The following is a 25847-nucleotide window of genomic DNA, read 5'->3' as shown; positions in this document are numbered from 1 at the left end:
CAGCTATCAATTGGAAACCGTGGCCAGTTCGGCGTCGCTGCCGCGCTGGTTGAAGGTGATCAGGGTGACGATCAGCGCCAGTACCGCCAGGGCCGCCGCAGCCAGCGGCACGCGGGTCAGGCCGAAGCCGTGGGCAATGACGCTGCCGCCCACCCAGGCCCCCAGGGCGTTGCCCAGGTTGAACGCGCCGATATTGAGGGTCGACACCAGGTTCGGTGCTGCCTTGCCGTAGGTGACCACATTGACCTGCAGTGCCGGTACGGCGGCGAAGGCGGCGGTGGCCCAGAGGAACAGGGTGATCTCGGCGGGGACCAGCGCCGTGCTGGTCCAGCTCAGTGCGGTGGACACCACGGCCATGGCGGTGAATACACCCACCAAGGTGGCGCCCAGGCGTCGGTCGGCGAGCTTGCCGCCGACAATATTGCCCAGGGTCAGGCCCAGGCCGATCAGCAGCAGGGTCCAGGTCACGCCACGCGGCGACACGCCAGTGACATCGCCGAGCAGCGGCGCAACGTAGGTGAACAGGGCGAACATCGACGCCGAAAACAGCACGGTCATGCTCAGCGACAGCCAGATGCCGGCGCCTTTGAGCGCAGCCAGTTCGGCGCGCATGTTCACGCTCTGCTCTTCGGCCTGGCGTGGCAGGAAGCGCAGCAGACCGATCAGTGCGATCACGCCGATGCCGGTCACCGCCCAGAATGTCGAACGCCAGCCGGCGACCTGGCCCAGCGCAGTGCCCAGCGGCACACCCAGTACGTTGGCGAGGGTGAGGCCGGTGAACATCAGCGCGACGGCCGAGGCGCGGCGGTTGGCCGGTACCAGGCTGGCCGCCACCACCGAGCCGATTCCGAAGAACGCGCCGTGGCACAACGCGGTGACCACCCGGGCGAACATCAGCAGGTTGTAGTCGCCGGCCACCGCGCACAGCAGGTTGCCAATGATGAACACGCCCATCAGCGCCACCAGCGCGGCCTTGCGCGGCAGGCGAGCGGTGGCCAGGGCCATGAACGGCGCGCCGATGGCCACGCCGAGGGCGTAGCCGGTCACCAGCCAGCCAGCACCGGGGATGCTGACGCCCAGGTCCTGCGCGACATCGGGCAGCAGGCCCATGATGACGAACTCGGTGGTGCCGATGGCGAATGCGCTGAGCGCCAGGATCAATAAGGAAAGGGGCATTGCAAGGTCCTTGTCAGAGCTCTTGGCTCATCTGCGCGAGGAACGCCTGGATGGTGGCCTCGTTGCGTTTGAAGAAGTGCCATTGGCCGATCTTCTGGCTGCTGATCAGGCCGGCGCGCTGCAGGGTCGCCAGGTGGGCCGAGACGGTCGACTGCGATAGGCCGCAGCGTTGGTCGATCTGCCCGGCACATACACCTTGTTCGGTGCTGTGATGCTGGTCGGGGAACTGCGTGGCCGGGTCCTTCAGCCAGCTGAGGATTTCTCGCCGTACCGGGTGGGACAGGGCTTTTATTATTTCGTCGAGATCGAGTGGCATGGATAGGCTCGTGGTGTATAGCGGTATATCGCGATGGAGCGAAATATAGATCGGTATTTCGCGATATACAAATATGAAAAGGTTCTGAGCTGATCGAAAATCGCTATATCGGGTTATGACGATATAGGTTGGCGCAGTGCTAGACTGCGGCCATGAATTACCTCGCACACCTGCACCTGGGCGGCCCCGCGCCGCAGCAACTGCTCGGCAGCCTGTATGGCGATTTCGTCAAGGGCGCGCTGGAAGGGCGCTTTCCAGCGGAACTGGAGGCCGCGATCCGCTTGCACCGGCAGATCGACAGTTACACCGACAGCCACCCGTTGGTGCTGGCCGCGCTGGCGCGCTTCCCGCGTGAGCGCAGGCGTTATGCCGGGATCGTCCTGGATGTGTTCTTCGACCACTGCCTGGCGCGGCACTGGGGGGAGTACGCCGACCAGCCGTTGGCGCAGTTCACCGGCAACTTCTACCGTGTGCTATTGGCCGAACCGCAATTGCCGGGGCGGCTGGCGCGTATTGCGCCGTTCATGGCCGCCGATGACTGGCTGGGGGCGTATGGCGATTTCGCCACCCTGGAGCAGGTATTTGGCGGTATCGCCCGGCGTTTGTCGAGACCGGAAGGCCTGCAAGGGGTGATGGTGGAGCTGGAGCGCCTGTATGAGCCGTTGCTGACGGATTTTCGGGCGTTCTATCCACAGTTGCAGGCGTTTGCGGCGGCGGGGCGCTGAGGCGCGCAGTCAGCCCAGCAGTTGCTTCATCTGTATCAGTGCAACCCGGCTGTGATCCGGTGCCAGGCGTTCCTCTATATGGAAGGGCGTGAACCCAAGCTGCGGATAGAGCAACAAGCCTGCAGTATTGTGGTTGAAGCACGACACCCAGACTTCTTGCGCTGCGTACTGTTCGCGGGCCTGCGCGATCATGCACTGCACCAGATAGCGCGCCACGCCCTTGCCGCGTGCGGCGGGGGCGACCACCACGTTACCGAGCGCACAGATGCCGCCGGCTTCTGCTTTATAGAAGTTGGCGAAGCCTAGTAGTACGCCGTCCTCTTCAACCACTGTTGAACCGCTGCGCTGGGAGATGGCTTCGCTCAGTTGGTTGGGTGTCAGTGGGTAGGTGGCTTTGGGGAACATGTAGAACAGTTCGTCCGGGCCCTGGGGGAAGCAGCAGATGGCGGGGATGTCGGTGGTTTGGACTGGGCGGTGGGTCAGCGGCATAGGGGATTCATCCTGAAAGGGTTAGGCGAGCTTAGCGCTTGTGGTTTGGGCAGTACCTTATATATAGGGTAATGCCTTGTGGGGGCTTGAAAGCGCTTGGGGTGGGCGCGGGGACCTTGCTAAGCATTTAATTGTTGGGCAGGGTTGACGGCCTGATTTAATACTGTATTATTCGCCTCCCGCAGCGAGACATCGCAGCGGAGAAGCAGTAAGCTGTTGAAATTCCTGAAAAAATTTCAACGAGGCAGTTGACAGCAGGTTGTGACGCTGTATGATTCGCCTCCCGCTACGAGAGATCGCAGCGAGTTAAGCGGTTGAAGCTAAACGAGTTTCTCGGAAAGAACTTCAAAATAAACGCTTGACAGCCAATGAGGAAAGCGTAGAATGCGCGCCTCGGTTGAGACGAAAAGCTCTTAGCCAAACGCTCTTTAATAAATTGAATCAAGCAATTCGTGTGGGTGCTTGTGAGTACGGACTGATAGTCAAAAAGATTATCAGCATCACAAGTGGCCATGCGAGAAATCACATAGTCATTTGAGATTGCTGAGCCAAGTTTAGGGTTTCTTAAAAACCCAAGCAGTATTGAACTGAAGAGTTTGATCATGGCTCAGATTGAACGCTGGCGGCAGGCCTAACACATGCAAGTCGAGCGGATGAGAAGAGCTTGCTCTTCGATTCAGCGGCGGACGGGTGAGTAATGCCTAGGAATCTGCCTGGTAGTGGGGGACAACGTTTCGAAAGGAACGCTAATACCGCATACGTCCTACGGGAGAAAGCAGGGGACCTTCGGGCCTTGCGCTATCAGATGAGCCTAGGTCGGATTAGCTAGTTGGTGAGGTAATGGCTCACCAAGGCGACGATCCGTAACTGGTCTGAGAGGATGATCAGTCACACTGGAACTGAGACACGGTCCAGACTCCTACGGGAGGCAGCAGTGGGGAATATTGGACAATGGGCGAAAGCCTGATCCAGCCATGCCGCGTGTGTGAAGAAGGTCTTCGGATTGTAAAGCACTTTAAGTTGGGAGGAAGGGCAGTAAGTTAATACCTTGCTGTTTTGACGTTACCGACAGAATAAGCACCGGCTAACTCTGTGCCAGCAGCCGCGGTAATACAGAGGGTGCAAGCGTTAATCGGAATTACTGGGCGTAAAGCGCGCGTAGGTGGTTCGTTAAGTTGGATGTGAAAGCCCCGGGCTCAACCTGGGAACTGCATCCAAAACTGGCGAGCTAGAGTATGGTAGAGGGTGGTGGAATTTCCTGTGTAGCGGTGAAATGCGTAGATATAGGAAGGAACACCAGTGGCGAAGGCGACCACCTGGACTGATACTGACACTGAGGTGCGAAAGCGTGGGGAGCAAACAGGATTAGATACCCTGGTAGTCCACGCCGTAAACGATGTCAACTAGCCGTTGGAATCCTTGAGATTTTAGTGGCGCAGCTAACGCATTAAGTTGACCGCCTGGGGAGTACGGCCGCAAGGTTAAAACTCAAATGAATTGACGGGGGCCCGCACAAGCGGTGGAGCATGTGGTTTAATTCGAAGCAACGCGAAGAACCTTACCAGGCCTTGACATGCAGAGAACTTTCCAGAGATGGATTGGTGCCTTCGGGAACTCTGACACAGGTGCTGCATGGCTGTCGTCAGCTCGTGTCGTGAGATGTTGGGTTAAGTCCCGTAACGAGCGCAACCCTTGTCCTTAGTTACCAGCACGTTATGGTGGGCACTCTAAGGAGACTGCCGGTGACAAACCGGAGGAAGGTGGGGATGACGTCAAGTCATCATGGCCCTTACGGCCTGGGCTACACACGTGCTACAATGGTCGGTACAGAGGGTTGCCAAGCCGCGAGGTGGAGCTAATCTCACAAAACCGATCGTAGTCCGGATCGCAGTCTGCAACTCGACTGCGTGAAGTCGGAATCGCTAGTAATCGCAAATCAGAATGTTGCGGTGAATACGTTCCCGGGCCTTGTACACACCGCCCGTCACACCATGGGAGTGGGTTGCACCAGAAGTAGCTAGTCTAACCTTCGGGAGGACGGTTACCACGGTGTGATTCATGACTGGGGTGAAGTCGTAACAAGGTAGCCGTAGGGGAACCTGCGGCTGGATCACCTCCTTAATCGACGACATCAGCCTGCTGATGAGCTCCCACACGAATTGCTTGATTCTTTGTGAAAGACGGAAGGCCAGCCATGATGTTGGTCTGTCGTGTTAGAGTTTAGAAATGAATATTCCATTGTGAATATTGATTTCTAGTCTTTGACTAGTACGTTCTTTAAAAATTCGGATATGTGATAGATAGACTGACATGCACTTTCACTGGTGTGTGATCAGGCTAAGGTAAAATTTGTGAGTTCTGCTTTTAATTGAGCGAAATGCGAATTTTCGGCGAATGTCGTCTTCACAGTATAACCAGATTGCTTGGGGTTATATGGTCAAGTGAAGAAGCGCATACGGTGGATGCCTTGGCAGTCAGAGGCGATGAAAGACGTGGTAGCCTGCGATAAGCTTTGGGGAGTCGGCAAACAGACTGTGATCCAGAGATCTCTGAATGGGGGAACCCAGCCAGCATAAGCTGGTTATCTTGTACTGAATACATAGGTGCAAGAGGCGAACCAGGGGAACTGAAACATCTAAGTACCCTGAGGAAAAGAAATCAACCGAGATTCCCTTAGTAGTGGCGAGCGAACGGGGACCAGCCCTTAAGTTGGTTTGAGATTAGTGGAACGCTCTGGAAAGTGCGGCCATAGTGGGTGATAGCCCCGTACACGAAAATCTCTTATCAATGAAATCGAGTAGGACGGAGCACGAGAAACTTTGTCTGAATATGGGGGGACCATCCTCCAAGGCTAAATACTACTGACTGACCGATAGTGAACCAGTACCGTGAGGGAAAGGCGAAAAGAACCCCGGAGAGGGGAGTGAAATAGAACCTGAAACCGTATGCGTACAAGCAGTGGGAGCCTACTTTGTTAGGTGACTGCGTACCTTTTGTATAATGGGTCAGCGACTTATATTCAGTGGCGAGCTTAACCGAATAGGGGAGGCGTAGCGAAAGCGAGTCTTAATAGGGCGCTTTAGTCGCTGGGTATAGACCCGAAACCGGGCGATCTATCCATGGGCAGGTTGAAGGTTAGGTAACACTGACTGGAGGACCGAACCGACTACCGTTGAAAAGTTAGCGGATGACCTGTGGATCGGAGTGAAAGGCTAATCAAGCTCGGAGATAGCTGGTTCTCCTCGAAAGCTATTTAGGTAGCGCCTCATGTATCACTGTAGGGGGTAGAGCACTGTTTCGGCTAGGGGGTCATCCCGACTTACCAAACCGATGCAAACTCCGAATACCTACAAGTGCCGAGCATGGGAGACACACGGCGGGTGCTAACGTCCGTCGTGAAAAGGGAAACAACCCAGACCGTCAGCTAAGGTCCCAAAGTCATGGTTAAGTGGGAAACGATGTGGGAAGGCTTAGACAGCTAGGAGGTTGGCTTAGAAGCAGCCACCCTTTAAAGAAAGCGTAATAGCTCACTAGTCGAGTCGGCCTGCGCGGAAGATGTAACGGGGCTCAAACCATGCACCGAAGCTACGGGTATCACCTTTTGGTGATGCGGTAGAGGAGCGTTCTGTAAGCCTGTGAAGGTGAGTTGAGAAGCTTGCTGGAGGTATCAGAAGTGCGAATGCTGACATGAGTAACGACAATGGGAGTGAAAAACTCCCACGCCGAAAGACCAAGGTTTCCTGCGCAACGTTAATCGACGCAGGGTTAGTCGGTCCCTAAGGCGAGGCTGAAAAGCGTAGTCGATGGAAAACAGGTTAATATTCCTGTACTTCCAGTTATTGCGATGGAGGGACGGAGAAGGCTAGGCCAGCTTGGCGTTGGTTGTCCAAGTTTAAGGTGGTAGGCTGAGATCTTAGGCAAATCCGGGATCTCAAGGCCGAGAGCTGATGACGAGTGCTCTTTAGAGCGCGAAGTGGTTGATGCCATGCTTCCAAGAAAAGCTCCTAAGCTTCAGATAACTGGGAACCGTACCCCAAACCGACACAGGTGGTTAGGTAGAGAATACCAAGGCGCTTGAGAGAACTCGGGTGAAGGAACTAGGCAAAATGGCACCGTAACTTCGGGAGAAGGTGCGCCGGCGAGGGTGAAGGACTTGCTCCGTAAGCCCATGCCGGTCGAAGATACCAGGCCGCTGCGACTGTTTATTAAAAACACAGCACTCTGCAAACACGAAAGTGGACGTATAGGGTGTGACGCCTGCCCGGTGCCGGAAGGTTAATTGATGGGGTTAGCGCAAGCGAAGCTCTTGATCGAAGCCCCGGTAAACGGCGGCCGTAACTATAACGGTCCTAAGGTAGCGAAATTCCTTGTCGGGTAAGTTCCGACCTGCACGAATGGCGTAACGATGGCGGCGCTGTCTCCACCCGAGACTCAGTGAAATTGAAATCGCTGTGAAGATGCAGTGTATCCGCGGCTAGACGGAAAGACCCCGTGAACCTTTACTATAGCTTTGCACTGGACTTTGAGCTTGCTTGTGTAGGATAGGTGGGAGGCTTTGAAGTGGGGACGCCAGTTCTCATGGAGCCATCCTTGAAATACCACCCTGGCAACCTTGAGGTTCTAACTCAGGTCCGTTATCCGGATCGAGGACAGTGTATGGTGGGTAGTTTGACTGGGGCGGTCTCCTCCCAAAGAGTAACGGAGGAGTACGAAGGTGCGCTCAGACCGGTCGGAAATCGGTCGTAGAGTATAAAGGCAAAAGCGCGCTTGACTGCGAGACAAACACGTCGAGCAGGTACGAAAGTAGGTCTTAGTGATCCGGTGGTTCTGTATGGAAGGGCCATCGCTCAACGGATAAAAGGTACTCCGGGGATAACAGGCTGATACCGCCCAAGAGTTCATATCGACGGCGGTGTTTGGCACCTCGATGTCGGCTCATCACATCCTGGGGCTGAAGCCGGTCCCAAGGGTATGGCTGTTCGCCATTTAAAGTGGTACGCGAGCTGGGTTTAGAACGTCGTGAGACAGTTCGGTCCCTATCTGCCGTGGACGTTTGAGATTTGAGAGGGGCTGCTCCTAGTACGAGAGGACCGGAGTGGACGAACCTCTGGTGTTCCGGTTGTCACGCCAGTGGCATTGCCGGGTAGCTATGTTCGGAAGAGATAACCGCTGAAAGCATCTAAGCGGGAAACTTGCCTCAAGATGAGATCTCACTGGGATCTTGAATCCCCTGAAGGGCCGTCGAAGACTACGACGTTGATAGGTTGGGTGTGTAAGCGCTGTGAGGCGTTGAGCTAACCAATACTAATTGCCCGTGAGGCTTGACCATATAACACCCAAGCAATTTGCGCGTAAGCCGAATTGTGGTGGTGAAGACGAAAGACCCGAAAGTTCGTAACATCACAAATCGCATATCCGAATTGGCCAAGAGTGTTCACAAGACATTCTAGGCAACCGAATTTCTTGACGACCATAGAGCATTGGAACCACCTGATCCCATCCCGAACTCAGTAGTGAAACGATGCATCGCCGATGGTAGTGTGGGGTTTCCCCATGTGAGAGTAGGTCATCGTCAAGATTCATTTCGCAAAACCCCTATCTGCGCATGCAGGTAGGGGTTTTGTCTTTTCCGCGATTACACAAGCCTGGTGAGGAGCGCCTGTGGGAGCGGGCTTGCCCCGCGATAGCTCTGGCCAGGCACTGCTCAGGCAGTGAGGCTGGCTGGGTTGGCCTCATCGCGGGGCAAGCCCGCTCCCACGCTCTATGTATAAGGCGTCGGTGCTGCCTACGCAGAGCAGTGGCCAAAAAGGCTTCTAGGAGCCTCATACAGGGCCGTTTGGAGCTTCGCCATCCCTACCCGCAGCATGTTGCCCTCATAGTCCAATTGCGGGGCTGGCGTGGCTACCACGCTCTATGCGTACACGTCCTGTTCACCATCGGCATTACCGAAACTGGTAATGCCGGCAGTCCAGTCGGTCATCGCGTTTTCCCCTTGGTCAGTGCTTGACCTGCAGTGTGCTCAATGCCAACTCCGCTAATTGACGGGCGGCTTCGATCTCGTGGGTAGTTGTCAGCGACAGGCCTCGGTCCAAGGGCGTGACATGGGCCGGGGTGTGCAGGTGGATGATGGAGAGGGCGCAGAAGAGCCTCTCCGAGATCTGGACCAGGAGGTCTTCAAGGGAGTGGAACTTCTCAGGGGAAAGCGGTGGGTCGGGGACAATCTTCAACATGGGGTAATCCTTACTGAAGAGCTATCCACCATTGCTGTCAAACAAGTGGGTGGCAGCGTACGTGGGTTGACAGACCGGTCAGTAAGGAAAACCCGGCGCACTCGAAAGTGCCCCACGTACAGCCGCCATGAAAGGCGAAGCCATGCGAGTTTATTACTGAGTCAGCCTGTCAAAGCTGATCGTTGATTTAGCAACGATCGGCCGAGACTAGAGCCCGACCCAGACCACCGCAATGGCTTGAAAGGGGTTTGGAGTATGTTTGGGAAATGGACTACAGGGAATGGGGAAAGTCTTAAAGACTTGGGTGCAAGATTGAATCAGCGAAGCGGGCTTCACTGTCGTGGCGCATCGCTGGCAAGCCAGCTCCCACAGTGGACGGCGCAGGGTTCAGGCATGGCACATACCTGTGGGAGCCGGCTTGCCGGCGATGAAACCACTACGGTCAGCCCAACTTTCCCCGATTCCCAGGCACAAAAAAACCGACCATAAGGTCGGTTTTTTCTGGATTTGGTGCCCCGAGGGAGACTCGAACTCCCACTCCTTTCGAAAACGGATTTTGAATCCGCCGCGTCTACCAATTCCGCCATCAGGGCTTGTCGCGGCGCAGTATAGAGAGGCGCATGAGGTCGGTCAATCGTCTTTCATGGTCAATTTTCATGCGTTGGGCTAAACTTCCCGGCCCTGTCGAACCGAACATCATCATGCGCGTCGCCGATTTTTCTTTCGAACTCCCAGACTCCCTCATCGCCCGCCACCCGTTGGCCGAGCGTCACGGCAGCCGCCTGCTCGTGCTCGACGGTCAAAGCGGCGCGCTGGCCCACCAGCAATTCACTGACCTGCTCGACTACCTGCGCCCCGGCGACCTGATGGTGTTCAACAACACCCGGGTTATTCCTGCGCGGCTGTTCGGCCAGAAAGCCTCCGGCGGCAAGCTGGAAGTGCTGGTCGAGCGTGTGCTGGACAGCCACCGCGTGCTGGCCCATGTGCGCGCCAGCAAGGCGCCGAAAGAAGGCGCGGTGATCCTCATCGATGGCGGTGGCGAGGCCGAGATGGTCGCGCGCCACGATACCCTGTTCGAGCTGCGCTTCACCGAAGAGGTGCTGCCTCTGCTCGAACGTGTCGGCCATATGCCGCTGCCGCCCTACATCGACCGCCCGGACGAGGGCGCCGACCGTGAGCGCTATCAGACGGTCTATGCCGAGCGTGCGGGCGCAGTGGCTGCGCCTACCGCCGGGCTGCACTTCGACGAGGCGCTGCTGGAAAAGATCGCAGCCAAGGGCGTCGAGCGCGCCTTCGTCACTCTGCATGTGGGCGCCGGCACCTTCCAGCCGGTGCGGGTCGACAAGATCGAAGACCACCACATGCACAAAGAGTGGCTCGAAGTGAGCCAGGATGTGGTCGACGCCGTCGAGGCCTGCCGTGCCCGTGGTGGCCGGGTGATCGCCGTGGGTACCACCAGCGTGCGTTCGCTGGAAAGCGCGGCGCGCGATGGCGTGCTCAAGGCGTTCAGCGGCGACACCGATATCTTCATCTTCCCGGGCCGGCCGTTCCATGTGGTCGACTGCCTGGTGACCAACTTCCACCTGCCGGAGTCCACGCTGCTGATGCTGGTCTCGGCCTTCGCCGGTTACCCCGAGACCATGGCTGCCTATGCGGCGGCGGTGGCGAACGGTTACCGCTTCTTCAGTTACGGTGATGCCATGTTCATCACCCGCAATCCGGCGCCACGCGGCCCAGAGGATCAAGCATGAGTCGCACCTGTCGAATGTCGTTCGAACTGCTGGCCACCGACGGCAAGGCCCGTCGCGGTCGGCTGACCTTCCCCCGTGGCACCGTGGAAACCCCGGCGTTCATGCCGGTGGGTACCTATGGCACGGTCAAGGGCATGCTGCCGCGCGACATTGAAGCCATCGGCGCCGAGATCATCCTTGGCAACACCTTCCACCTGTGGCTGCGCCCAGGCACCGAGGTGATCAAGAAGCACAACGGCCTGCACGACTTCATGCAATGGAAAGGCCCCATCCTCACCGACTCCGGTGGTTTCCAGGTGTTCAGCCTGGGCGCCATGCGCAAGATCAAGGAGGAGGGCGTAACCTTCGCCTCGCCCGTGGATGGCTCGAAAGTGTTCATGGGCCCGGAAGAGTCCATGCAGGTGCAGCGCGACCTGGGCTCGGACATCGTGATGATCTTCGACGAGTGCACGCCGTACCCGGCCGAGCACGACGTGGCGCGCACCTCGATGGAGCTGTCGTTGCGTTGGGCCCAGCGCTCGAAGAACGCCCACGCCGACAACACCGCGGCGCTGTTCGGCATCGTCCAGGGCGGCATGTATCAGGACCTGCGCATGCGTTCGCTGGAAGGCCTGGACAACATCGGCTTCGACGGCCTGGCCATCGGTGGTCTGTCGGTGGGTGAGCCCAAGCACGAGATGATCAAGGTGCTGGACTACCTGCCAGGCCAGATGCCGGCTGACAAACCTCGTTACCTTATGGGGGTAGGCAAGCCGGAGGATCTTGTAGAGGGTGTGCGCCGCGGCGTCGACATGTTCGACTGCGTGATGCCCACGCGCAATGCGCGCAACGGCCATCTGTTCATCGACACAGGGGTGATCAAGATCCGCAATGCGTTCCATCGTCATGATGAATCGCCGCTGGATCCGACCTGCGATTGCTACACCTGCACCAACTTCTCGCGCGCCTACCTGCACCACCTGGACAAGTGCGGCGAAATGTTGAGCAGCATGCTGAATACCATCCACAACTTGCGCCATTACCAGCGCTTGATGGCCGGTTTACGCGAGGCTATTCAACAGGGTAAATTGGCCGCCTTTGTCGACGCCTTCTACGCCAAACGCGGGCTCCCTGTGCCGCCTTTGGACTGACTGTTTGCATCCATTATTAGAAAATTTGCATTAGGAGTGCACAATGAGCTTCTTGATTCCCGCCGCCTACGCGGACGCTGCAGCCCCTGCCGCCGGCCCAGCCGGTACCGGCTTCGAGTGGATCTTCCTGGTCGGCTTCCTGGTCATCTTCTACCTGATGATCTGGCGCCCACAGGCCAAGCGCGCCAAAGAGCAGAAGAACCTGCTGAGCAACTTGCAGAAGGGTGACGAAGTTGTCACCAACGGCGGCATCGCCGGCAAGATCGTCAAGGTTTCCGATGATTTCGTGGTTCTGGAAGTGTCCGACACCGTCGAACTGAAGTTCCAGAAGGGCGCGATTGCCGCGACCCTGCCAAAAGGTACGCTCAAGGCTATCTGAGTTACCGGTTTCATTTTTCCAGTCGGGGCGCGCAAAGCGCCCCGCGTCTTGAACGGGCGGCGTGATGCTGAACAAATACCCTCTGTGGAAATACCTGCTGATCGTGGTGGTACTGGCGATCGGTTTTATTTATTCCGCACCCAACCTCTACCCGGATGATCCGGCGGTACAGATCAGCGGCGCCAGCTCCGCGCTGCATGTCAGCCAGGCTGACCTCGATCGCGTTACCAAGGCGCTGACCGATGCCGGCATCGCGGTGAAAGGCGGCAACCTGGGCGAGAAGGGCAGTGCGCTGGTGCGCCTGACCAACCAGGAAGACCAGCTGCCAGCCAAGGATGTGGCGCGCAAGGCCCTCGGCGATGACTATGTCGTGGCCCTGAACCTGGCCCAGACCACTCCGCAGTGGCTGCGCAACCTGGGTGCCAGCCCGATGAAGCTGGGCCTGGACCTGTCCGGTGGCGTGCACTTCCTGCTGGAAGTGGACATGGACAAGGCCATGACTGCCCGCATGAAAGTCTACGAAGGCGAGGTCAAGACCTTGCTGCGCAAAGAGCGCGTCCGCTACCGCAGCCTGCCTCAGCAGGATGGCGGCATCATGCTGGGCTTCGCCGACGACGCTACCCGCGAACAGGCACGCAGCCTGATCCGCAAGAATTTCAATGATTTCGAACTGACCACCACCGAGCGCAACGAGCTCGCCGTGCTGCGCCTGGCGCTGACCCAGGCCAAGGTCGCAGAAATCCGCGAATACTCCATCAAGCAGAACCTGACCACCGTTCGCAACCGTGTGAACGAGCTGGGCGTGGCCGAGCCGCTGGTACAGCGCCAGGGCGCCAACCGCATCGTGGTCGAGCTGCCGGGTGTGCAGGACACCGCAGAAGCCAAGCGTATCCTCGGCAAGACCGCCAACCTGGAGTTCCGCTTCGGCGCCGAGCCGGGTGCGTCCAAAGCCACCACCGAGGTGTTCGAGTTCCGCGAAGGCGGCCGCTCTGCCCCGGTCGAGCGCGGCCTGATCATCACTGGTGACCAGGTCACCGACGCCCAGGCCAGCTTCGACGAGCACGGTCGCCCGCAGGTGAACATCCGCCTCGACGGCCACGGCGGCGAGCTGATGAGCCGCGCTACCCGCTCCAACGTCGGGCGCAGCATGGCGGTGATCTTCATCGAGCAGAAGCCGGTCACTCACTACGAGAAGCAGACAGTCAACGGCGTCGAGAAGGACGTTGCGGTCCAGAGCTTCAAGGAAGAGAAGAAGATCATCAGCCTGGCGACCATTCAGTCGCCGCTGGGCAGCCAGTTCCGCATCACCGGCCTGAACGGCCAGGGCGAATCGTCCGAGCTGGCCCTGCTGCTGCGTGCCGGTGGTCTGGCTGCGCCGATGTACTTCGCCGAAGAACGTACCATTGGCCCGAGCCTGGGTGCCGACAACATCACCAAGGGTATCGATGCATCCCTGTGGGGCATGCTGTTCGTCTCGCTGTTCATCATCGCCATCTACCGCGGCTTCGGCGTGATCGCCACTGTCGCCCTGGCGGGTAACATGGTGCTGCTGCTGGCATTGATGTCGCTGCTGGGCGCCACGCTGACCTTGCCGGGTATCGCCGGTATCGTGCTGACCATGGGTATGGCGGTCGACGCCAACGTACTGATCTTCTCGCGTATCCGTGAGGAGCTCAAAGCGGGCATGTCGGTGCAGCGTGCCATCCACGAAGGCTTCAACCGTGCGTACACCGCGATCATCGACGCCAACCTGACCAGCCTGCTGGTGGGCGGCATCCTGTTCGCCATGGGTACCGGCCCGGTCAAGGGCTTCGCGGTCACCATGTCCCTCGGGATTTTCACCTCGATGTTCACCGCCGTCATGGTGACCCGCGCCATGGTCAACCTGACCTGTGGCGGGCGTGACATCAAGAAGCTGTGGGTTTGAGGGAGCTGCGATGAAAACCATCAATTTCATGGGCGTGCGCAATGTCGCATTCGCCATTACCGTGCTCCTCACCGTACTGGCGTTGTTCAGCTGGTGGCAGAAGGGCCTGAACTTCGGCCTGGACTTCACCGGCGGTACACTGATCGAGCTGACCTACGAGCGCCCTGCAGACCTCAAGGCCGTCCGTGCCGAGCTGGTCGAGTCGGGCTTCCACGAGGCCGTGGTGCAGAGCTTCGGCGCCACCACCGACCTGCTGGTGCGCATGCCGGGCGATGACCCGCTGCTGGGCAACAAGGTAGCGGCGGCGCTGCAGAAGGCCGGCGGTGACAACCCGGCCACCCTCAAGCGCGTCGAGTTCGTCGGCCCGCAGGTGGGTGAAGAGCTGCGCGACCAGGGCGGCATGGGCATGCTCCTGGCCCTGGGCGGCATCCTCATCTACCTGGCGTTCCGCTTCCAGTGGAAGTTCGCCGTGGGTGCCATCGTCTCGCTGATCCACGACGTGGTGGTGACCCTGGGTATCCTGTCGTTCTTCCAGATCACCTTCGACCTGACGGTGCTGGCAGCGGTGCTGGCGATCATCGGTTACTCGCTCAACGACACCATCGTCGTGTTCGACCGGGTGCGTGAGAACTTCCGGGTGATGCGCAAGGCTTCGCTGATCGAGAACATCAACGTCTCGACCACCCAGACCCTGCTGCGCACTATCGCCACCTCGGTGTCGACCTTGCTGGCCATCGCGGCGCTGCTGTTCTTCGGTGGTGACAACCTGTTTGGTTTCTCCCTGGCGCTGTTCATCGGCGTCATGGCGGGTACCTACTCGTCGATCTACATCGCCAACGTGGTGCTGATCTGGCTGAACCTGAACAGTGAAGACCTGATCCCGCCGGCCAAGAACGAGGGTGTGGACGAGCGTCCGTAAACGATCGTTCAACGCCGTTCGGCGTAATCAAAGGCGCGAGTGTTGAACTCGCGCCTTTTTTTTTGCTCCAAGGCTGGGAGAAAGCGGGCTGGAACCCGTAAGAAAGATCAGGAGGTTCAGGTGAATAAATCAATGCTGGTGGGTGCGGTACTGGGTGCTGTCGGTGTGACTGCCGGAGGTGCTGTAGCGACCTACAGCTTGGTGAACAAGGGCCCTGAATACGCCCAGGTCACCGACGTGCAGCCAATCAAGCAGCAGGTGAAGACACCGCGCGAGGTGTGCAAGGAGGTCGCTGTGACCCGCCAGGCACCGGTCAAGGACCAGCATCAGATTGCCGGTACCGTGGTCGGAGCCATTGCCGGTGGTCTGCTGGGTAACCAGATCGGCGGCGGTACCGGCAAGAAGATCGCCACGGTCGCCGGCGCGGTAGGCGGTGGCTATGCGGGCAACAAGACCCAGGAATACATGCAGGAGCGTGACACCACCACGACCATGCAGACCCGCTGCAGCACGGTCAACGACATCAGCGAGAAGGTGGTGGGGTACAACGTCACCTATTCCCTCGGTGACCAGGTGGGCAAGGTGAAGATGAATCACGAGCCGGGCTCGACCATCCCTGTGGACAAGAACGGCAAGCTGATCCTGAGCGAGAACCAGGCGGGGCAGTGAGTCGTTTGCCTGCCGCTCTCATGGCTTTAATCGGTTAGCAGGAACAGCGTGGGAGCGGGCTTGCCCCGCGATCACCGGCGAAGCCGGTGCCATATATCGATCGCATCGCAGTGCAAGCCCGCTCCCACGCGTTACTCTGCGCGACAACGCCGCCCAAACAGCTAGCGATTCCCTATAAAAACGGCATAAAAAAAGCACCTATAGAGGTGCTTTTTTGTGCTCGGCAATCAGCGCTTAGCGCTTCATGCTCTCCGGCAGGTGCGGCTGGATGGCAGTCAGCACGGCCTTGAAGCACTTGATGTTGCCGGCAACGATATGGCCCTTCTCGAGGAAGTCATGGCCACCGTTGAAGTCGCTCACCAGGCCGCCTGCTTCCTGGATCAGCAGCACGCCTGCAGCCATGTCCCACTCGGACAGGCCCGACTCCCAGAAGGCGTCGAAGCGGCCGGCGGCCACATAGGCGAGATCCAGGCTGGCGGAGCCGGCGCGGCGGATGCCGGCGGTCTGGCCGGTCAGTGCGCGGAACATACCCAGATAGTTGTCCAGGTCGGCCAGCTGGTTGTCACGGAACGGGAAGCCGGTGCCCAGCAGGGCGCCTTCCAGGCTGGTGCGCGAGCTGACGCGCAGGCGACGGCCATTGATCTGGGCGCCACGGCCACGGCTGGCGGTGAATTCTTCCTGGCGAACCGGGTCGAGGACCACGGCGTGCTCCAGGCGGCCGCGGTATTTGCAAGCGATGCTGACCGCGAAGTGCGGGATGCCGCGCAGGAAGTTGGTGGTGCCGTCCAGAGGATCGATGATCCACAGGTAGTCCTTGCCTTCTTCGCCGGTGCCGGCGTGCAGGCCGGTCTCTTCGCCCTGGATCGAGTGGTTCGGGTAGGCTTTGCGCAGGGCTTCGACGATGACCTTCTCGGCGGCACGGTCGACCTCGGACACATAGTCCTTGGCCTGCTTTTCGTCGACTTTGATGCTGTCCAGGCGTTCGATGGAGCGGAAAATCAGTTCACTGGCGCTGCGAGCGGCGCGCAGGGCGATATTCAGCATAGGCTGCATGGGAAGGTCACCTGGAGATGTTAAAGAAGAAAGCCGCACATTCTAGCAGAAATCTTTGACGGAAGAAGTGTCACATTTGCTTTCATGGCGTTACGCTGGTCGGTTCTGTAAGATCGAAACCTTCTTCATCCGCGTCTGTGAGCACAACACCTTGCTGCAAAATATTCGTGTTGTTCTGGTCAATACCAGCCACCCCGGCAATATCGGCGGCGCTGCGCGTGCCATGAAAAACATGGGCCTGGCGCGTCTGGTGCTGGTGCAGCCAAAAGAATTCCCGGCCGCCGATGCCTCGGCGCGCGCCTCCGGTGCCGACGATGTGCTCGACAATGCCCAGGTGGTCGACAGCCTCGAGCAGGCACTGGTCGGTTGCAACCTGGTGATGGGCACCAGTGCCCGTGAGCGCAGCATCCCCTGGCCGTTGATCGGCCCCCGGGAGTGCGGCACCAAGGCAGTGGAGCATGCCCTGGCTGGCGAGGAAATCGCCCTGGTGTTCGGTCGCGAACACGCCGGGCTGACCAACGAAGAACTGCAGCGATGTCACTTCCACGTGCACATTCCATCCAATCCCGACTTCAGCTCGCTGAATCTGGCCGCCGCCGTCCAGGTGCTCTCCTACGAGGTGCGCATGGCCTCGTTGGCGGTGCAGGGCGTGGCGCCCAAGGTCGAGAAAGCGGACGCCAACGAGCTGGCGACCATGGACGAAATGGAGCTGTTCTATGACCACCTGGAAAAAACCCTGGTGGACATTGGCTTCCTCGACCCCGCCAAGCCCAAGCACCTGATGCCGCGCATGCGCCGGCTGTTCGGGCGCAGCTCGGTCGAGCGTACGGAAATGAGCATTTTGCGCGGCATCCTCACCGAGACCCAGAAAGTCGTCCGGGGCGAGCCGCATAAACGGAAGGACTGAACGATGTTCGAGCGTCTGCGTGAAGATATTCAAAGTGTTTTCCATCGTGACCCGGCGGCGCGCAACGCCTTCGAGGTCCTGACCTGCTACCCGGGCATGCACGCTATCTGGCTGCACCGTCTGGGCAATGCCCTGTGGAAGCGCGATTTCAAATGGCTGGCTCGCCTGGTGTCGAACTTCGGGCGCTGGATGACCGGTATCGAGATCCACCCGGGCGCGACCATCGGCCGGCGTTTCTTCATCGACCACGGCATGGGCATCGTCATTGGCGAGACCGCCGAGATCGGTGACGACGTGACGCTGTACCAGGGCGTAACCCTGGGCGGCACCAGCTGGAACAAAGGCAAGCGCCACCCGACCCTGGAAAACGGCGTGGTGGTGGGGGCGGGCGCCAAGGTGCTGGGGCCGTTCACGGTCGGTGCCGGGGCCAAGATCGGCTCCAACGCCGTGGTCACCAAGGCGGTGCCGGCCGGCGCCACGGCGGTGGGCATCCCGGGGCGCATCATCGTCAAGAGCGAGGACGATGCCGTCGAAGCCAAGCGCAAGGCCATGGCCGAGAAGATCGGTTTCGACGCCTATGGCGTCAGCGGCGACATGCCTGACCCGGTGGCCAGGGCCATCGGCCAGATGCTCGACCACTTGCAGGCAGTCGACGAGCGCCTGGAGGGGATGTGTGGCGCCCTGACCAGGATGGGCAGTGACTACTGTGCCAAGGAGCTGCCGGCACTGCCCGCCGATGACTTCGCCAATGCCTGCGCAGAGCTGAAGCAGGGCGACACTCAGCCGCATTGATTGCGCCAGCCCGACACAAGGGGCGTGTGCTCGCGCCCCTCGTCTGCTACACTCGCGCCCGCCTCCCGCATGCATACCCGACTAAAGCACTAGGTCTAATAGTTGACTTAAATGCTCGGGAATCGCATACTCGCACACATTCTGTAACTCCCGTGGTAACCATACGCCATGCGACTGACTACCAAAGGCCGATACGCCGTGACCGCCATGCTTGACCTGGCGTTACACGCGCAGCATGGGCCGGTGTCACTGGCCGATATTTCCGAGCGCCAGGGCATTTCCCTTTCTTATCTGGAGCAGCTGTTCGCCAAGCTGCGCCGCAGCAGTCTGGTATCCAGCGTTCGCGGCCCGGGCGGCGGCTACCAGCTGTCGCGCGGCATGGAAACCATCCAGGTGGCGCAGGTTATCGATGCGGTCAACGAATCGGTCGATGCCACCCGCTGCCAGGGTCTGGGCGACTGCCACGCCGGTGATACCTGTCTGACTCACCACCTGTGGTGCGACCTGAGCCAGCAGATCCATGAATTCCTCAGCGGCATCAGCCTGGCCGACCTCGTCAAGCGCCGTGAGGTGCAAGAAGTCGCCCAGCGCCAGGACCTGCGCCGTGTTGCAGGCCGTACCGCCATGCTGGACAAGATTGAGACGTCCGCCGTCGACTGAAATTCAGCGCCGAGCGACGCCAACGCCTGATAGGAGATACTCAATGAAGTTGCCGATCTACCTCGATTACTCCGCGACCACACCGGTCGATCCACGTGTGGCCCAGAAAATGGCCGAATGCCTGCTGGTCGACGGGAACTTCGGTAACCCGGCCTCGCGTTCCCACGTGTTTGGCTGGAAAGCCGAAGAAGCGGTCGAGAATGGCCGTCGCCAGGTGGCCGAGCTGATCAATGCCGACCCGCGCGAGATCGTCTGGACCAGCGGTGCCACCGAGTCCGACAACCTCGCCCTCAAAGGCGTGGCGCACTTCTATCAGACCAAGGGCAAGCACATCATCACCTCCAAGATCGAGCACAAGGCGGTCCTGGACACCGCTCGCCAGCTCGAGCGTGAAGGTTTCGAAGTCACCTACCTCGAGCCAGGCGATGACGGCATCGTCACCCCGGCCATGGTCGAAGCTGCCCTGCGTGACGACACCATCCTGGTTTCGCTGATGCACGTGAACAACGAAGTCGGCTCGATCAACGACATCGCCGCCATCGGCGAACTGACCCGCTCGCGCGGCGTGCTGTTCCACGTCGATGCCGCCCAGTCGGCCGGCAAGGTCGAAATCGACCTGCAAAAGCTGAAAGTCGACCTGATGTCGTTCTCTGCGCACAAGGTCTACGGCCCCAAAGGCATCGGCGCGCTGTACGTCAGTCGCAAGCCGCGTGTGCGCCTGGAAGCCATGGTTCACGGCGGTGGTCATGAGCGCGGCATGCGCTCGGGCACCCTGCCAACCCACCAGATCGTCGGCATGGGCGAAGCCTTCGCCATTGCCAAGCAGGAAATGGCCAGCGAAAACGTGCGCATCAAGGCTCTGAGCGACCGCTTCTTCAAGCAGGTCTCGAACCTCGAAGAGCTGTACGTCAACGGCAGCCAGACCGCCCGCGTACCGCACAACCTGAACCTGAGCTTCAACTACGTCGAAGGCGAGTCGCTGCTGATGTCGCTCAAGGACATCGCCGTTTCGTCCGGTTCGGCCTGCACCTCCGCTTCGCTCGAGCCGTCCTACGTCCTGCGCGCCCTGGGCCGCAACGACGAACTGGCGCACAGCTCGATCCGCTTCTCTTTCGGCCGCTTCACCAGCGAAGAAGAAGTCGACTACGCCGCGCAGAAAGTCTGCGAGGCCGTCAACAAACTGCGTGAGCTGTCGCCCCTTTGGGACATGTACAAAGACGGCGTCGACATCTCCAAGATCGAGTGGGCCGCCCACTAAGCAGTCGCCGGCAAGAGCGGCTCCCTGATGAGGAAGGAATTGCACCATGGCATACAGTGAAAAGGTCATCGACCACTACGAAAACCCACGCAACGTCGGCAAGATGAATGCCGAGGATCCGGATGTCGGTACCGGCATGGTCGGCGCTCCAGCGTGCGGTGACGTGATGCGTCTGCAGATCAAGGTCAACGAGCAAGGCATCATCGAAGACGCCAAGTTCAAGACCTACGGCTGCGGTTCGGCCATCGCCTCCAGCTCCCTCGCCACCGAGTGGATGAAGGGCAAGACCCTGGACGAAGCCGAAACCATCAAGAACACCCAGCTGGCTGAAGAGCTGGCACTGCCGCCGGTCAAGATCCACTGCTCCGTGCTCGCCGAAGATGCCATCAAGGCAGCCGTTCGCGATTACAAGCAGAAGAAAGGCCTGGTCTAAGTCGCCTGTTGCAAGGTAAGGAGTTCCGATGGCCATCAGCATGACAGAAGCCGCCGCCAACCACATTCGCCGCTCCCTCGACGGGCGCGGCAAAGGTGAAGGCATTCGCCTGGGCGTGCGCACCACCGGTTGCTCGGGCCTGGCCTACGTGCTGGAGTTCGTTGACGAGCTGGCCGAAGAAGACCAGGTGTTCGAGAACCACGGCGTGAAGGTCATCATCGACCCGAAAAGCCTGGTGTACCTCGACGGCACCGAGCTGGACTTCGTCAAGGAAGGGTTGAACGAAGGCTTCAAGTTCAACAACCCCAACGTGCGCGGTGAATGTGGCTGCGGCGAAAGCTTCAACGTTTGAGGCTGGCCGTGGGTACTCCTTGTCATTACGCACTGTTTGACCTGCAACCGAGCTTTCGCCTGGACCTCGACAAACTGGCCACTCGCTATCGCGAGTTGGCCCGTGAGGTCCATCCGGACCGCTTCGCCGATGCCTCCGAGCGCGAACAGCGTGTTGCCCTGGAAAAGTCGGCGGCTCTGAACGACGCCTACCAGACCTTGCGCAGCGCACCGCGCCGAGCTCGTTACCTGTTGGCCATCGGTGGCCATGAAGTGCCCCAGGAAGTCACCGTGCACGACCCGGCCTTCCTGTTGCAGCAGATGCAGTGGCGCGAAGAGCTCGAAGAGCTGCAGGACGAAGCCGACCTCGACGGCGTGGCCGTGTTCAAGAAGCGGCTCAAGGCTGCCCAGGACACGCTGAACGAGGATTTCGCCGCCTGCTGGGATGTTGCAGCCGAGCGTGACCAGGCCGAACGCCTGATGCGCCGCATGCAGTTCCTCGACAAGCTCGCCCAAGAAGTGCGCCAACTCGAAGAGCGCCTCGACGATTAATCCCGGCGTTACCCGTGATGACGCCTAAGGTACTCAGATAAGCATGGCCCTACTGCAGATCGCCGAACCCGGTCAGAGCCCCCAGCCGCACCAGCGCCGCCTGGCGGTGGGTATCGACCTGGGCACCACCAATTCTCTCGTCGCCGCCGTGCGTAGCGGGCGCAGCGAGCCGCTGCCCGATGCTCAGGGCCGGGTCATCCTGCCCTCCGCGGTGCGCTACCTGGATAACGGCGTCGACGTCGGCCTGAGCGCGCGCGAAGCTGCGCCCAGCGACCCGCTCAACACCATCGTTTCGGTCAAGCGCCTGATGGGGCGTGGCCTGGCCGACGTCAAGCAGCTCGGCGAGCAACTGCCGTACCGGTTTGTCGGTGGTGAGTCGCACATGCCGTTCATCGACACTGTCCAGGGGCCGAAGAGCCCGGTGGAAGTGTCGGCCGACATCCTCAAGGTGCTGCGTACGCGTGCCGAAGAGACCCTCGGCGGTGAGCTGGTAGGCGCGGTGATCACTGTTCCTGCGTATTTCGACGACGCCCAGCGTCAGGCCACCAAGGATGCCGCCAAGCTGGCCGGCCTCAACGTGCTGCGCCTGCTCAACGAGCCGACTGCTGCTGCCGTGGCCTATGGCCTGGATCAGAATGCCGAAGGCGTGGTGGCGATCTTCGACCTGGGCGGCGGTACCTTCGATATTTCCATCCTGCGCCTGAGCGCTGGCGTCTTTGAAGTGCTGGCCACCGGTGGCGACACCGCCCTGGGTGGCGATGACTTCGACCACGCCATTGCCGGCTGGATCATCGAGCAGGCCGGCCTGTCCGCCGATCTCGACCCCGCCACCCAGCGCCTGTTGCTGCAAACCGCCTGCGCGGCCAAGGAAGCCTTGACCGATGCCGACGTGGTCAGCGTGCAGCACGCTGCCTGGCAGGGCGAGCTGACCCGCGCCGCCTTCGACGCGATGATCGAGCCGATGATTGCCCGCAGCCTCAAGGCCTGCCGCCGCGCCGTGCGCGACAGCGGTATCGAGCTGGAGGAGGTGGGTGCGGTGGTGATGGTCGGCGGCTCTACCCGTGTGCCGCGTGTGCGCGACGCCGTGGGTACGCTGTTTGGCCGCACCCCGCTGACCTCCATCGACCCGGACCAGGTGGTCGCCATTGGCGCCGCCATCCAGGCCGACACCCTGGCCGGCAACCGTCGCGAAGGGGGCGAGCTGCTGCTGCTCGACGTCATACCGCTGTCGCTCGGCCTTGAGACCATGGGCGGGCTGATGGAAAAGGTGATTCCGCGCAATACCACCATTCCGGTGGCCCGTGCCCAGGAGTTCACTACCTATAAAGATGGCCAGTCGGCCATGATGATCCATGTGCTGCAGGGCGAGCGCGAGCTGATCAGCGACTGCCGCTCGCTGGCGCGCTTCGAGCTGCGCGGCATCCCGGCCATGGTTGCCGGCGCCGCGAAGATCCGCGTCACCTTCCAGGTCGATGCCGATGGCCTGCTCAGTGTCGCCGCGCGCGAACTGGGTTCGGGCGTGGAGTCGAGCATCCAGGTCAAGCCATCCTACGGCCTGACCGACGGCGAAATCGCCCGCATGCTCAAGGACTCGTTCGAGCACGCAGGCTCTGACAAGCAGGCGCGCCAGCTGCGCGAGCACCAAGTCGACGGCGAGCGTCTGCTCGAAGCGGTACAGGGCGCCCTGGACGCCGATGGTGAGCGTCTGCTCAGTGCCGACGAGCGCGACGCCATCCAATTCCAGATGCAGGAACTACGTGATTTGCTGAGCGGCACCGATGGCGCTGCCATCGAGCAACAGACCAAGCGTCTGTCGCAGGTGACCGATGCATTTGCCGCCCGTCGCCTTGATTCGACGGTCAAAGCCGCACTGGCCGGGCGCAACCTGAATGAGATCGAGGAGTAACCGATGCCGCTGGTGACATTCCTGCCGCATGAAAAGTTCTGCCCCGAGGGGCTGACCGTGGAAGTGCCCGCCGGGACCAATATCCTGGAGCTGGCCCACGACCATCACATCGAGATGGAAAGCGCCTGCGGCGGCGTCAAGGCCTGCACCACCTGCCACTGCATCGTGCGCAAGGGCTTCGACTCGCTTGAAGAAGCCGACGAGCTCGAAGAAGACATGCTGGACAAAGCGTGGGGCCTGGAAGCGCAATCGCGCCTGGGTTGCCAGGTGGTGGTGGCCGATGAAGACCTCACCATCGAAATCCCCAAATACTCGCTCAACCACGCCGCCGAAGCGCCGCACTGAGGTTTGCCCCATGAGCCTGAAATGGATTGATGTACTTGAGATCGCCATCCAGCTTGCGGAAAGCAAGCCCGACGTCGATCCTCGTTACGTGAATTTCGTCGATCTGCACCGCTGGGTGCTGGCACTGCCAGACTTCAGCGACGATCCGTCACGCGGCGGTGAGAAAGTGCTCGAGGCCATCCAGGCGGCCTGGATCGACGAAGCCGACTAAGCGCACGCTGCAGGTTAGGCAATCCCCTGGAACCCGCGTATAATTCGCGGGTTTAATTTTTCGCAACACTCATATTTCTGGAGTTCTCCATGGCTGTTCAACGTACTTTCTCGATCATCAAGCCTGACGCCGTCGCCAAAAACGTCATCGGCAAGATCACCACTCGCTTCGAAGAAGCCGGCCTGAAAATCGTTGCCTCGAAAATCAAGCAACTGTCCAAAGCCGAAGCCGAAGGCTTCTACGCCGAGCACAGCGCTCGTGGCTTCTTCGGTGACCTGGTTGCCTTCATGACTTCCGGCCCGGTCGTTGTCCAGGTTCTGGAAGGCGAAAACGCCATCGCTCTGAACCGTGAGCTGATGGGCGCCACCAACCCTAAAGAAGCTGCTCCAGGCACCATCCGCGCTGACTTCGCCGAGTCGATCGACGCCAACGCCGTTCACGGTTCGGACTCCGAAGCTGCCGCTGCTCGCGAAATCGCTTACTTCTTCGCTGCTACCGAGGTAACCACTCGCTAAGCGAAAGCTTACGGGTGAGGGTGAATCCATGACGACATCTACTGGCAAGATCAACCTGCTGGGGCTGACCCTGGCGGAAATGGAACAGTTCTTCGACTCAATCGGGGAGAAGCGCTTCCGCGCCGGTCAGGTGATGAAATGGATTCACCATTTTGGCGTCGATGATTTCGCCGCCATGACCAATGTCGGCAAGGTCTTGCGCGAAAAGCTCGAGGCCGTTGCCGAGATTCGGGGCCCGGAAGTGGTCAGTGAAGACATTTCCGCCGACGGCACCCGCAAGTGGGTGGTCCGCGTTGCCTCTGGCAGCTGCGTCGAGACCGTCTACATCCCTACCGACGATCGCGGTACGCTCTGCGTGTCGTCGCAAGCCGGCTGTGCCCTGGACTGCAGCTTCTGCTCCACTGGCAAGCAAGGCTTCAACAGCAACCTCACCGCCGCCGAAGTGATCGGCCAGGTGTGGCTTGCCAACAAATCCTTCGGGACCGTTCCGGCCAAGATCGACCGCGCCATCACCAACGTGGTCATGATGGGCATGGGCGAACCCCTGCTGAATTTCGACAATGTCATCGCCGCCATGAAGATCATGATGGAAGATCTGGGCTATGGCATTTCCAAGCGCCGCGTGACGCTCTCGACGTCGGGCGTGGTGCCGATGATCGACGAGCTGGCCAAGCACATCGACGTGTCGCTGGCCCTGTCGCTGCACGCTCCCAACGACGAGCTGCGCAACCAGCTGGTACCGATCAACAAGAAGTACCCGCTGAAGATGCTGCTGGAATCGTGCATGGGCTACATGTCCACGCTCGGCGGCAAGCGCGTGCTGACGATCGAGTACACCCTGCTCAAGGACGTCAACGACCAGCCCGAGCACGCGGCACAGATGATCGAGCTGCTGCGCGACGTGCCGTGCAAGATCAACCTGATCCCGTTCAACCCGTTCCCGCACTCGGGCTACGAGCGGCCGAGCAACAATGCCATTCGCCGCTTCCAGGACCTGTTGCACCACGGTGGTTTCAACGTCACCACCCGCACCACCCGCGGTGACGACATCGATGCCGCTTGCGGGCAGTTGGTCGGCCAGGTCAACGACCGCACCCGCCGCAGCGAGCGTTACATCGCCGTGCGCCAGCTGGCTGCCGACGAGCCGCAAGACAGCGCCGCGCGCCCCTGACGA

Annotated in this window: 24 protein-coding genes, 1 tRNA gene and 3 rRNA genes; 22 read left to right on the top strand and 6 right to left on the bottom strand. The window is 60.0% G+C overall.

The genetic code is table 11. The features are described 5' to 3' along the window. Positions 1-6: 6 nt before the first annotated feature. Positions 7-1176, bottom strand: a complete 1170-nt coding sequence (locus EJA05_RS23280; protein ID WP_125860171.1) for an MFS transporter — start codon at positions 1174-1176, stop codon at positions 7-9. A 13-nt stretch (positions 1177-1189) separates the two neighbouring features. After that, positions 1190-1492: an ArsR/SmtB family transcription factor gene (locus tag EJA05_RS23275; RefSeq protein ID WP_125465414.1), complete on the bottom strand. Its 303-nt coding sequence runs from the start codon at positions 1490-1492 to the stop codon at positions 1190-1192. Positions 1493-1644: 152 nt separating this feature from the next. Between EJA05_RS23275 and EJA05_RS23270 the strand changes: the two genes are divergently transcribed. Continuing rightward, positions 1645-2217, top strand: a complete 573-nt coding sequence (locus EJA05_RS23270) for an acyl carrier protein phosphodiesterase (protein WP_125860169.1) — start codon at positions 1645-1647, stop codon at positions 2215-2217. Between the two features lie 9 nt (positions 2218-2226). Here EJA05_RS23270 and EJA05_RS23265 read toward each other — a convergent pair whose 3' ends face one another. Then, positions 2227-2706 carry a GNAT family N-acetyltransferase gene (locus EJA05_RS23265; protein ID WP_125860167.1) on the bottom strand — a complete coding sequence of 160 codons (480 nt, stop codon included), beginning with the start codon at positions 2704-2706 and terminating at the stop codon, positions 2227-2229. 584 nt (positions 2707-3290) lie between these two features. Between EJA05_RS23265 and EJA05_RS23260 the strand changes: the two genes are divergently transcribed. The 3 genes from EJA05_RS23260 (at position 3291) to rrf (ending at position 8284) form a co-directional block, all read left to right on the top strand. Next, positions 3291-4827, top strand: a 16S ribosomal RNA gene (locus EJA05_RS23260). A gap of 314 nt (positions 4828-5141) precedes the next feature. After that, a 23S ribosomal RNA gene (locus tag EJA05_RS23255) occupies positions 5142-8035 on the top strand. A 133-nt stretch (positions 8036-8168) separates the two neighbouring features. Next, positions 8169-8284: ribosomal RNA gene (gene rrf, locus EJA05_RS23250) — 5S ribosomal RNA — on the top strand. Together the 16S, 23S and 5S rRNA genes form the textbook arrangement of a ribosomal RNA operon. A 418-nt stretch (positions 8285-8702) precedes the next feature. Here rrf and EJA05_RS23245 read toward each other — a convergent pair. Both EJA05_RS23245 and EJA05_RS23240 read right to left on the bottom strand, forming a co-directional pair. Then, positions 8703-8936, bottom strand: coding sequence for a hypothetical protein (locus EJA05_RS23245; protein ID WP_125860165.1), 234 nt, complete (start codon positions 8934-8936; stop codon positions 8703-8705). Positions 8937-9444: 508 nt separating this feature from the next. Further along, positions 9445-9529: transfer RNA gene (locus tag EJA05_RS23240), tRNA-Leu, on the bottom strand. Between the two features lie 108 nt (positions 9530-9637). Here EJA05_RS23240 and queA point away from each other — a divergent pair. The 6 genes from queA (at position 9638) to EJA05_RS23210 (ending at position 15711) form a co-directional block, all read left to right on the top strand. After that, on the top strand, positions 9638-10687 hold the full coding sequence (gene queA / locus EJA05_RS23235) for a tRNA preQ1(34) S-adenosylmethionine ribosyltransferase-isomerase QueA (protein ID WP_125465410.1): 1050 nt from the start codon (positions 9638-9640) through the stop codon (positions 10685-10687). Positions 10688-10701: 14 nt separating this feature from the next. Continuing rightward, the gene (tgt, locus tag EJA05_RS23230; RefSeq protein WP_167409821.1) at positions 10702-11817 is read left to right on the top strand and encodes a tRNA guanosine(34) transglycosylase Tgt; all 1116 of its coding nucleotides are present in this window, start codon (positions 10702-10704) and stop codon (positions 11815-11817) included. 43 nt (positions 11818-11860) lie between these two features. Next, positions 11861-12196 carry a preprotein translocase subunit YajC gene (gene yajC, locus EJA05_RS23225; RefSeq protein WP_008092587.1) on the top strand — a complete coding sequence of 112 codons (336 nt, stop codon included), beginning with the start codon at positions 11861-11863 and terminating at the stop codon, positions 12194-12196. Positions 12197-12260: 64 nt separating this feature from the next. After that, positions 12261-14123, top strand: a complete 1863-nt coding sequence (gene secD, locus EJA05_RS23220) for a protein translocase subunit SecD (protein WP_125465408.1) — start codon at positions 12261-12263, stop codon at positions 14121-14123. Positions 14124-14133: 10 nt separating this feature from the next. Continuing rightward, complete coding sequence (gene secF / locus EJA05_RS23215; RefSeq protein ID WP_110993507.1) at positions 14134-15042, top strand: protein translocase subunit SecF; 909 nt, start codon at positions 14134-14136, stop codon at positions 15040-15042. Between the two features lie 120 nt (positions 15043-15162). After that, positions 15163-15711, top strand: a complete 549-nt coding sequence (locus tag EJA05_RS23210) for a glycine zipper 2TM domain-containing protein (RefSeq protein ID WP_125465407.1) — start codon at positions 15163-15165, stop codon at positions 15709-15711. A 234-nt stretch (positions 15712-15945) separates the two neighbouring features. Here EJA05_RS23210 and suhB read toward each other — a convergent pair whose 3' ends face one another. Next, positions 15946-16764, bottom strand: coding sequence for a type III secretion system regulator SuhB (gene suhB / locus EJA05_RS23205; protein ID WP_110993505.1), 819 nt, complete (start codon positions 16762-16764; stop codon positions 15946-15948). A 151-nt stretch (positions 16765-16915) separates the two neighbouring features. Between suhB and trmJ the strand changes: the two genes are divergently transcribed. The 12 genes from trmJ to rlmN all read left to right on the top strand — a co-directional run bounded on the left by trmJ (position 16916) and on the right by rlmN (position 25844). Further along, positions 16916-17671 carry a tRNA (cytosine(32)/uridine(32)-2'-O)-methyltransferase TrmJ gene (gene trmJ / locus EJA05_RS23200; RefSeq protein WP_125466245.1) on the top strand — a complete coding sequence of 252 codons (756 nt, stop codon included), beginning with the start codon at positions 16916-16918 and terminating at the stop codon, positions 17669-17671. Between the two features lie 3 nt (positions 17672-17674). Continuing rightward, positions 17675-18463 (top strand): serine O-acetyltransferase, encoded by a 789-nt coding sequence (gene cysE, locus EJA05_RS23195; RefSeq protein WP_125465406.1) that lies wholly within the window; start codon positions 17675-17677, stop codon positions 18461-18463. Between the two features lie 168 nt (positions 18464-18631). Next, positions 18632-19123 (top strand): Fe-S cluster assembly transcriptional regulator IscR, encoded by a 492-nt coding sequence (gene iscR / locus EJA05_RS23190; protein WP_110993503.1) that lies wholly within the window; start codon positions 18632-18634, stop codon positions 19121-19123. A 43-nt stretch (positions 19124-19166) separates the two neighbouring features. Further along, positions 19167-20381, top strand: coding sequence for an IscS subfamily cysteine desulfurase (locus EJA05_RS23185; RefSeq protein WP_125860163.1), 1215 nt, complete (start codon positions 19167-19169; stop codon positions 20379-20381). A gap of 46 nt (positions 20382-20427) precedes the next feature. Then, a complete protein-coding gene (gene iscU, locus EJA05_RS23180; RefSeq protein WP_010452756.1) occupies positions 20428-20814 on the top strand; it encodes a Fe-S cluster assembly scaffold IscU in 387 nt (128 codons plus the stop codon). A 28-nt stretch (positions 20815-20842) separates the two neighbouring features. After that, on the top strand, positions 20843-21166 hold the full coding sequence (gene iscA, locus EJA05_RS23175; RefSeq protein WP_011532338.1) for an iron-sulfur cluster assembly protein IscA: 324 nt from the start codon (positions 20843-20845) through the stop codon (positions 21164-21166). An 8-nt stretch (positions 21167-21174) separates the two neighbouring features. Next, a complete protein-coding gene (gene hscB, locus EJA05_RS23170) occupies positions 21175-21696 on the top strand; it encodes a co-chaperone HscB (protein ID WP_125465404.1) in 522 nt (173 codons plus the stop codon). A 43-nt stretch (positions 21697-21739) separates the two neighbouring features. After that, entirely contained in the window at positions 21740-23602 is a 1863-nt protein-coding gene (gene hscA / locus EJA05_RS23165; RefSeq protein ID WP_125860161.1) for a Fe-S protein assembly chaperone HscA, read from the top strand. Between the two features lie 3 nt (positions 23603-23605). After that, positions 23606-23947, top strand: a complete 342-nt coding sequence (gene fdx, locus EJA05_RS23160) for an ISC system 2Fe-2S type ferredoxin (RefSeq protein ID WP_110735783.1) — start codon at positions 23606-23608, stop codon at positions 23945-23947. A gap of 10 nt (positions 23948-23957) precedes the next feature. Further along, on the top strand, positions 23958-24158 hold the full coding sequence (gene iscX / locus EJA05_RS23155) for a Fe-S cluster assembly protein IscX (protein WP_125465402.1): 201 nt from the start codon (positions 23958-23960) through the stop codon (positions 24156-24158). A gap of 89 nt (positions 24159-24247) precedes the next feature. Further along, positions 24248-24673, top strand: a complete 426-nt coding sequence (ndk, locus tag EJA05_RS23150) for a nucleoside-diphosphate kinase (protein ID WP_011532343.1) — start codon at positions 24248-24250, stop codon at positions 24671-24673. Positions 24674-24701: 28 nt separating this feature from the next. Then, a complete protein-coding gene (gene rlmN, locus EJA05_RS23145; protein ID WP_110993499.1) occupies positions 24702-25844 on the top strand; it encodes a 23S rRNA (adenine(2503)-C(2))-methyltransferase RlmN in 1143 nt (380 codons plus the stop codon). Positions 25845-25847: the final 3 nt, after the last annotated feature.

The sequence above is a fragment of the Pseudomonas oryziphila genome (assembly GCF_003940825.1).
GTDB classification, from domain to species: Bacteria; Pseudomonadota; Gammaproteobacteria; order Pseudomonadales; family Pseudomonadaceae; genus Aquipseudomonas; species Aquipseudomonas sichuanensis.
Note: the sequence above shows the minus strand (reverse complement) of the source record. Positions and strands in the feature narration are given on the sequence as shown.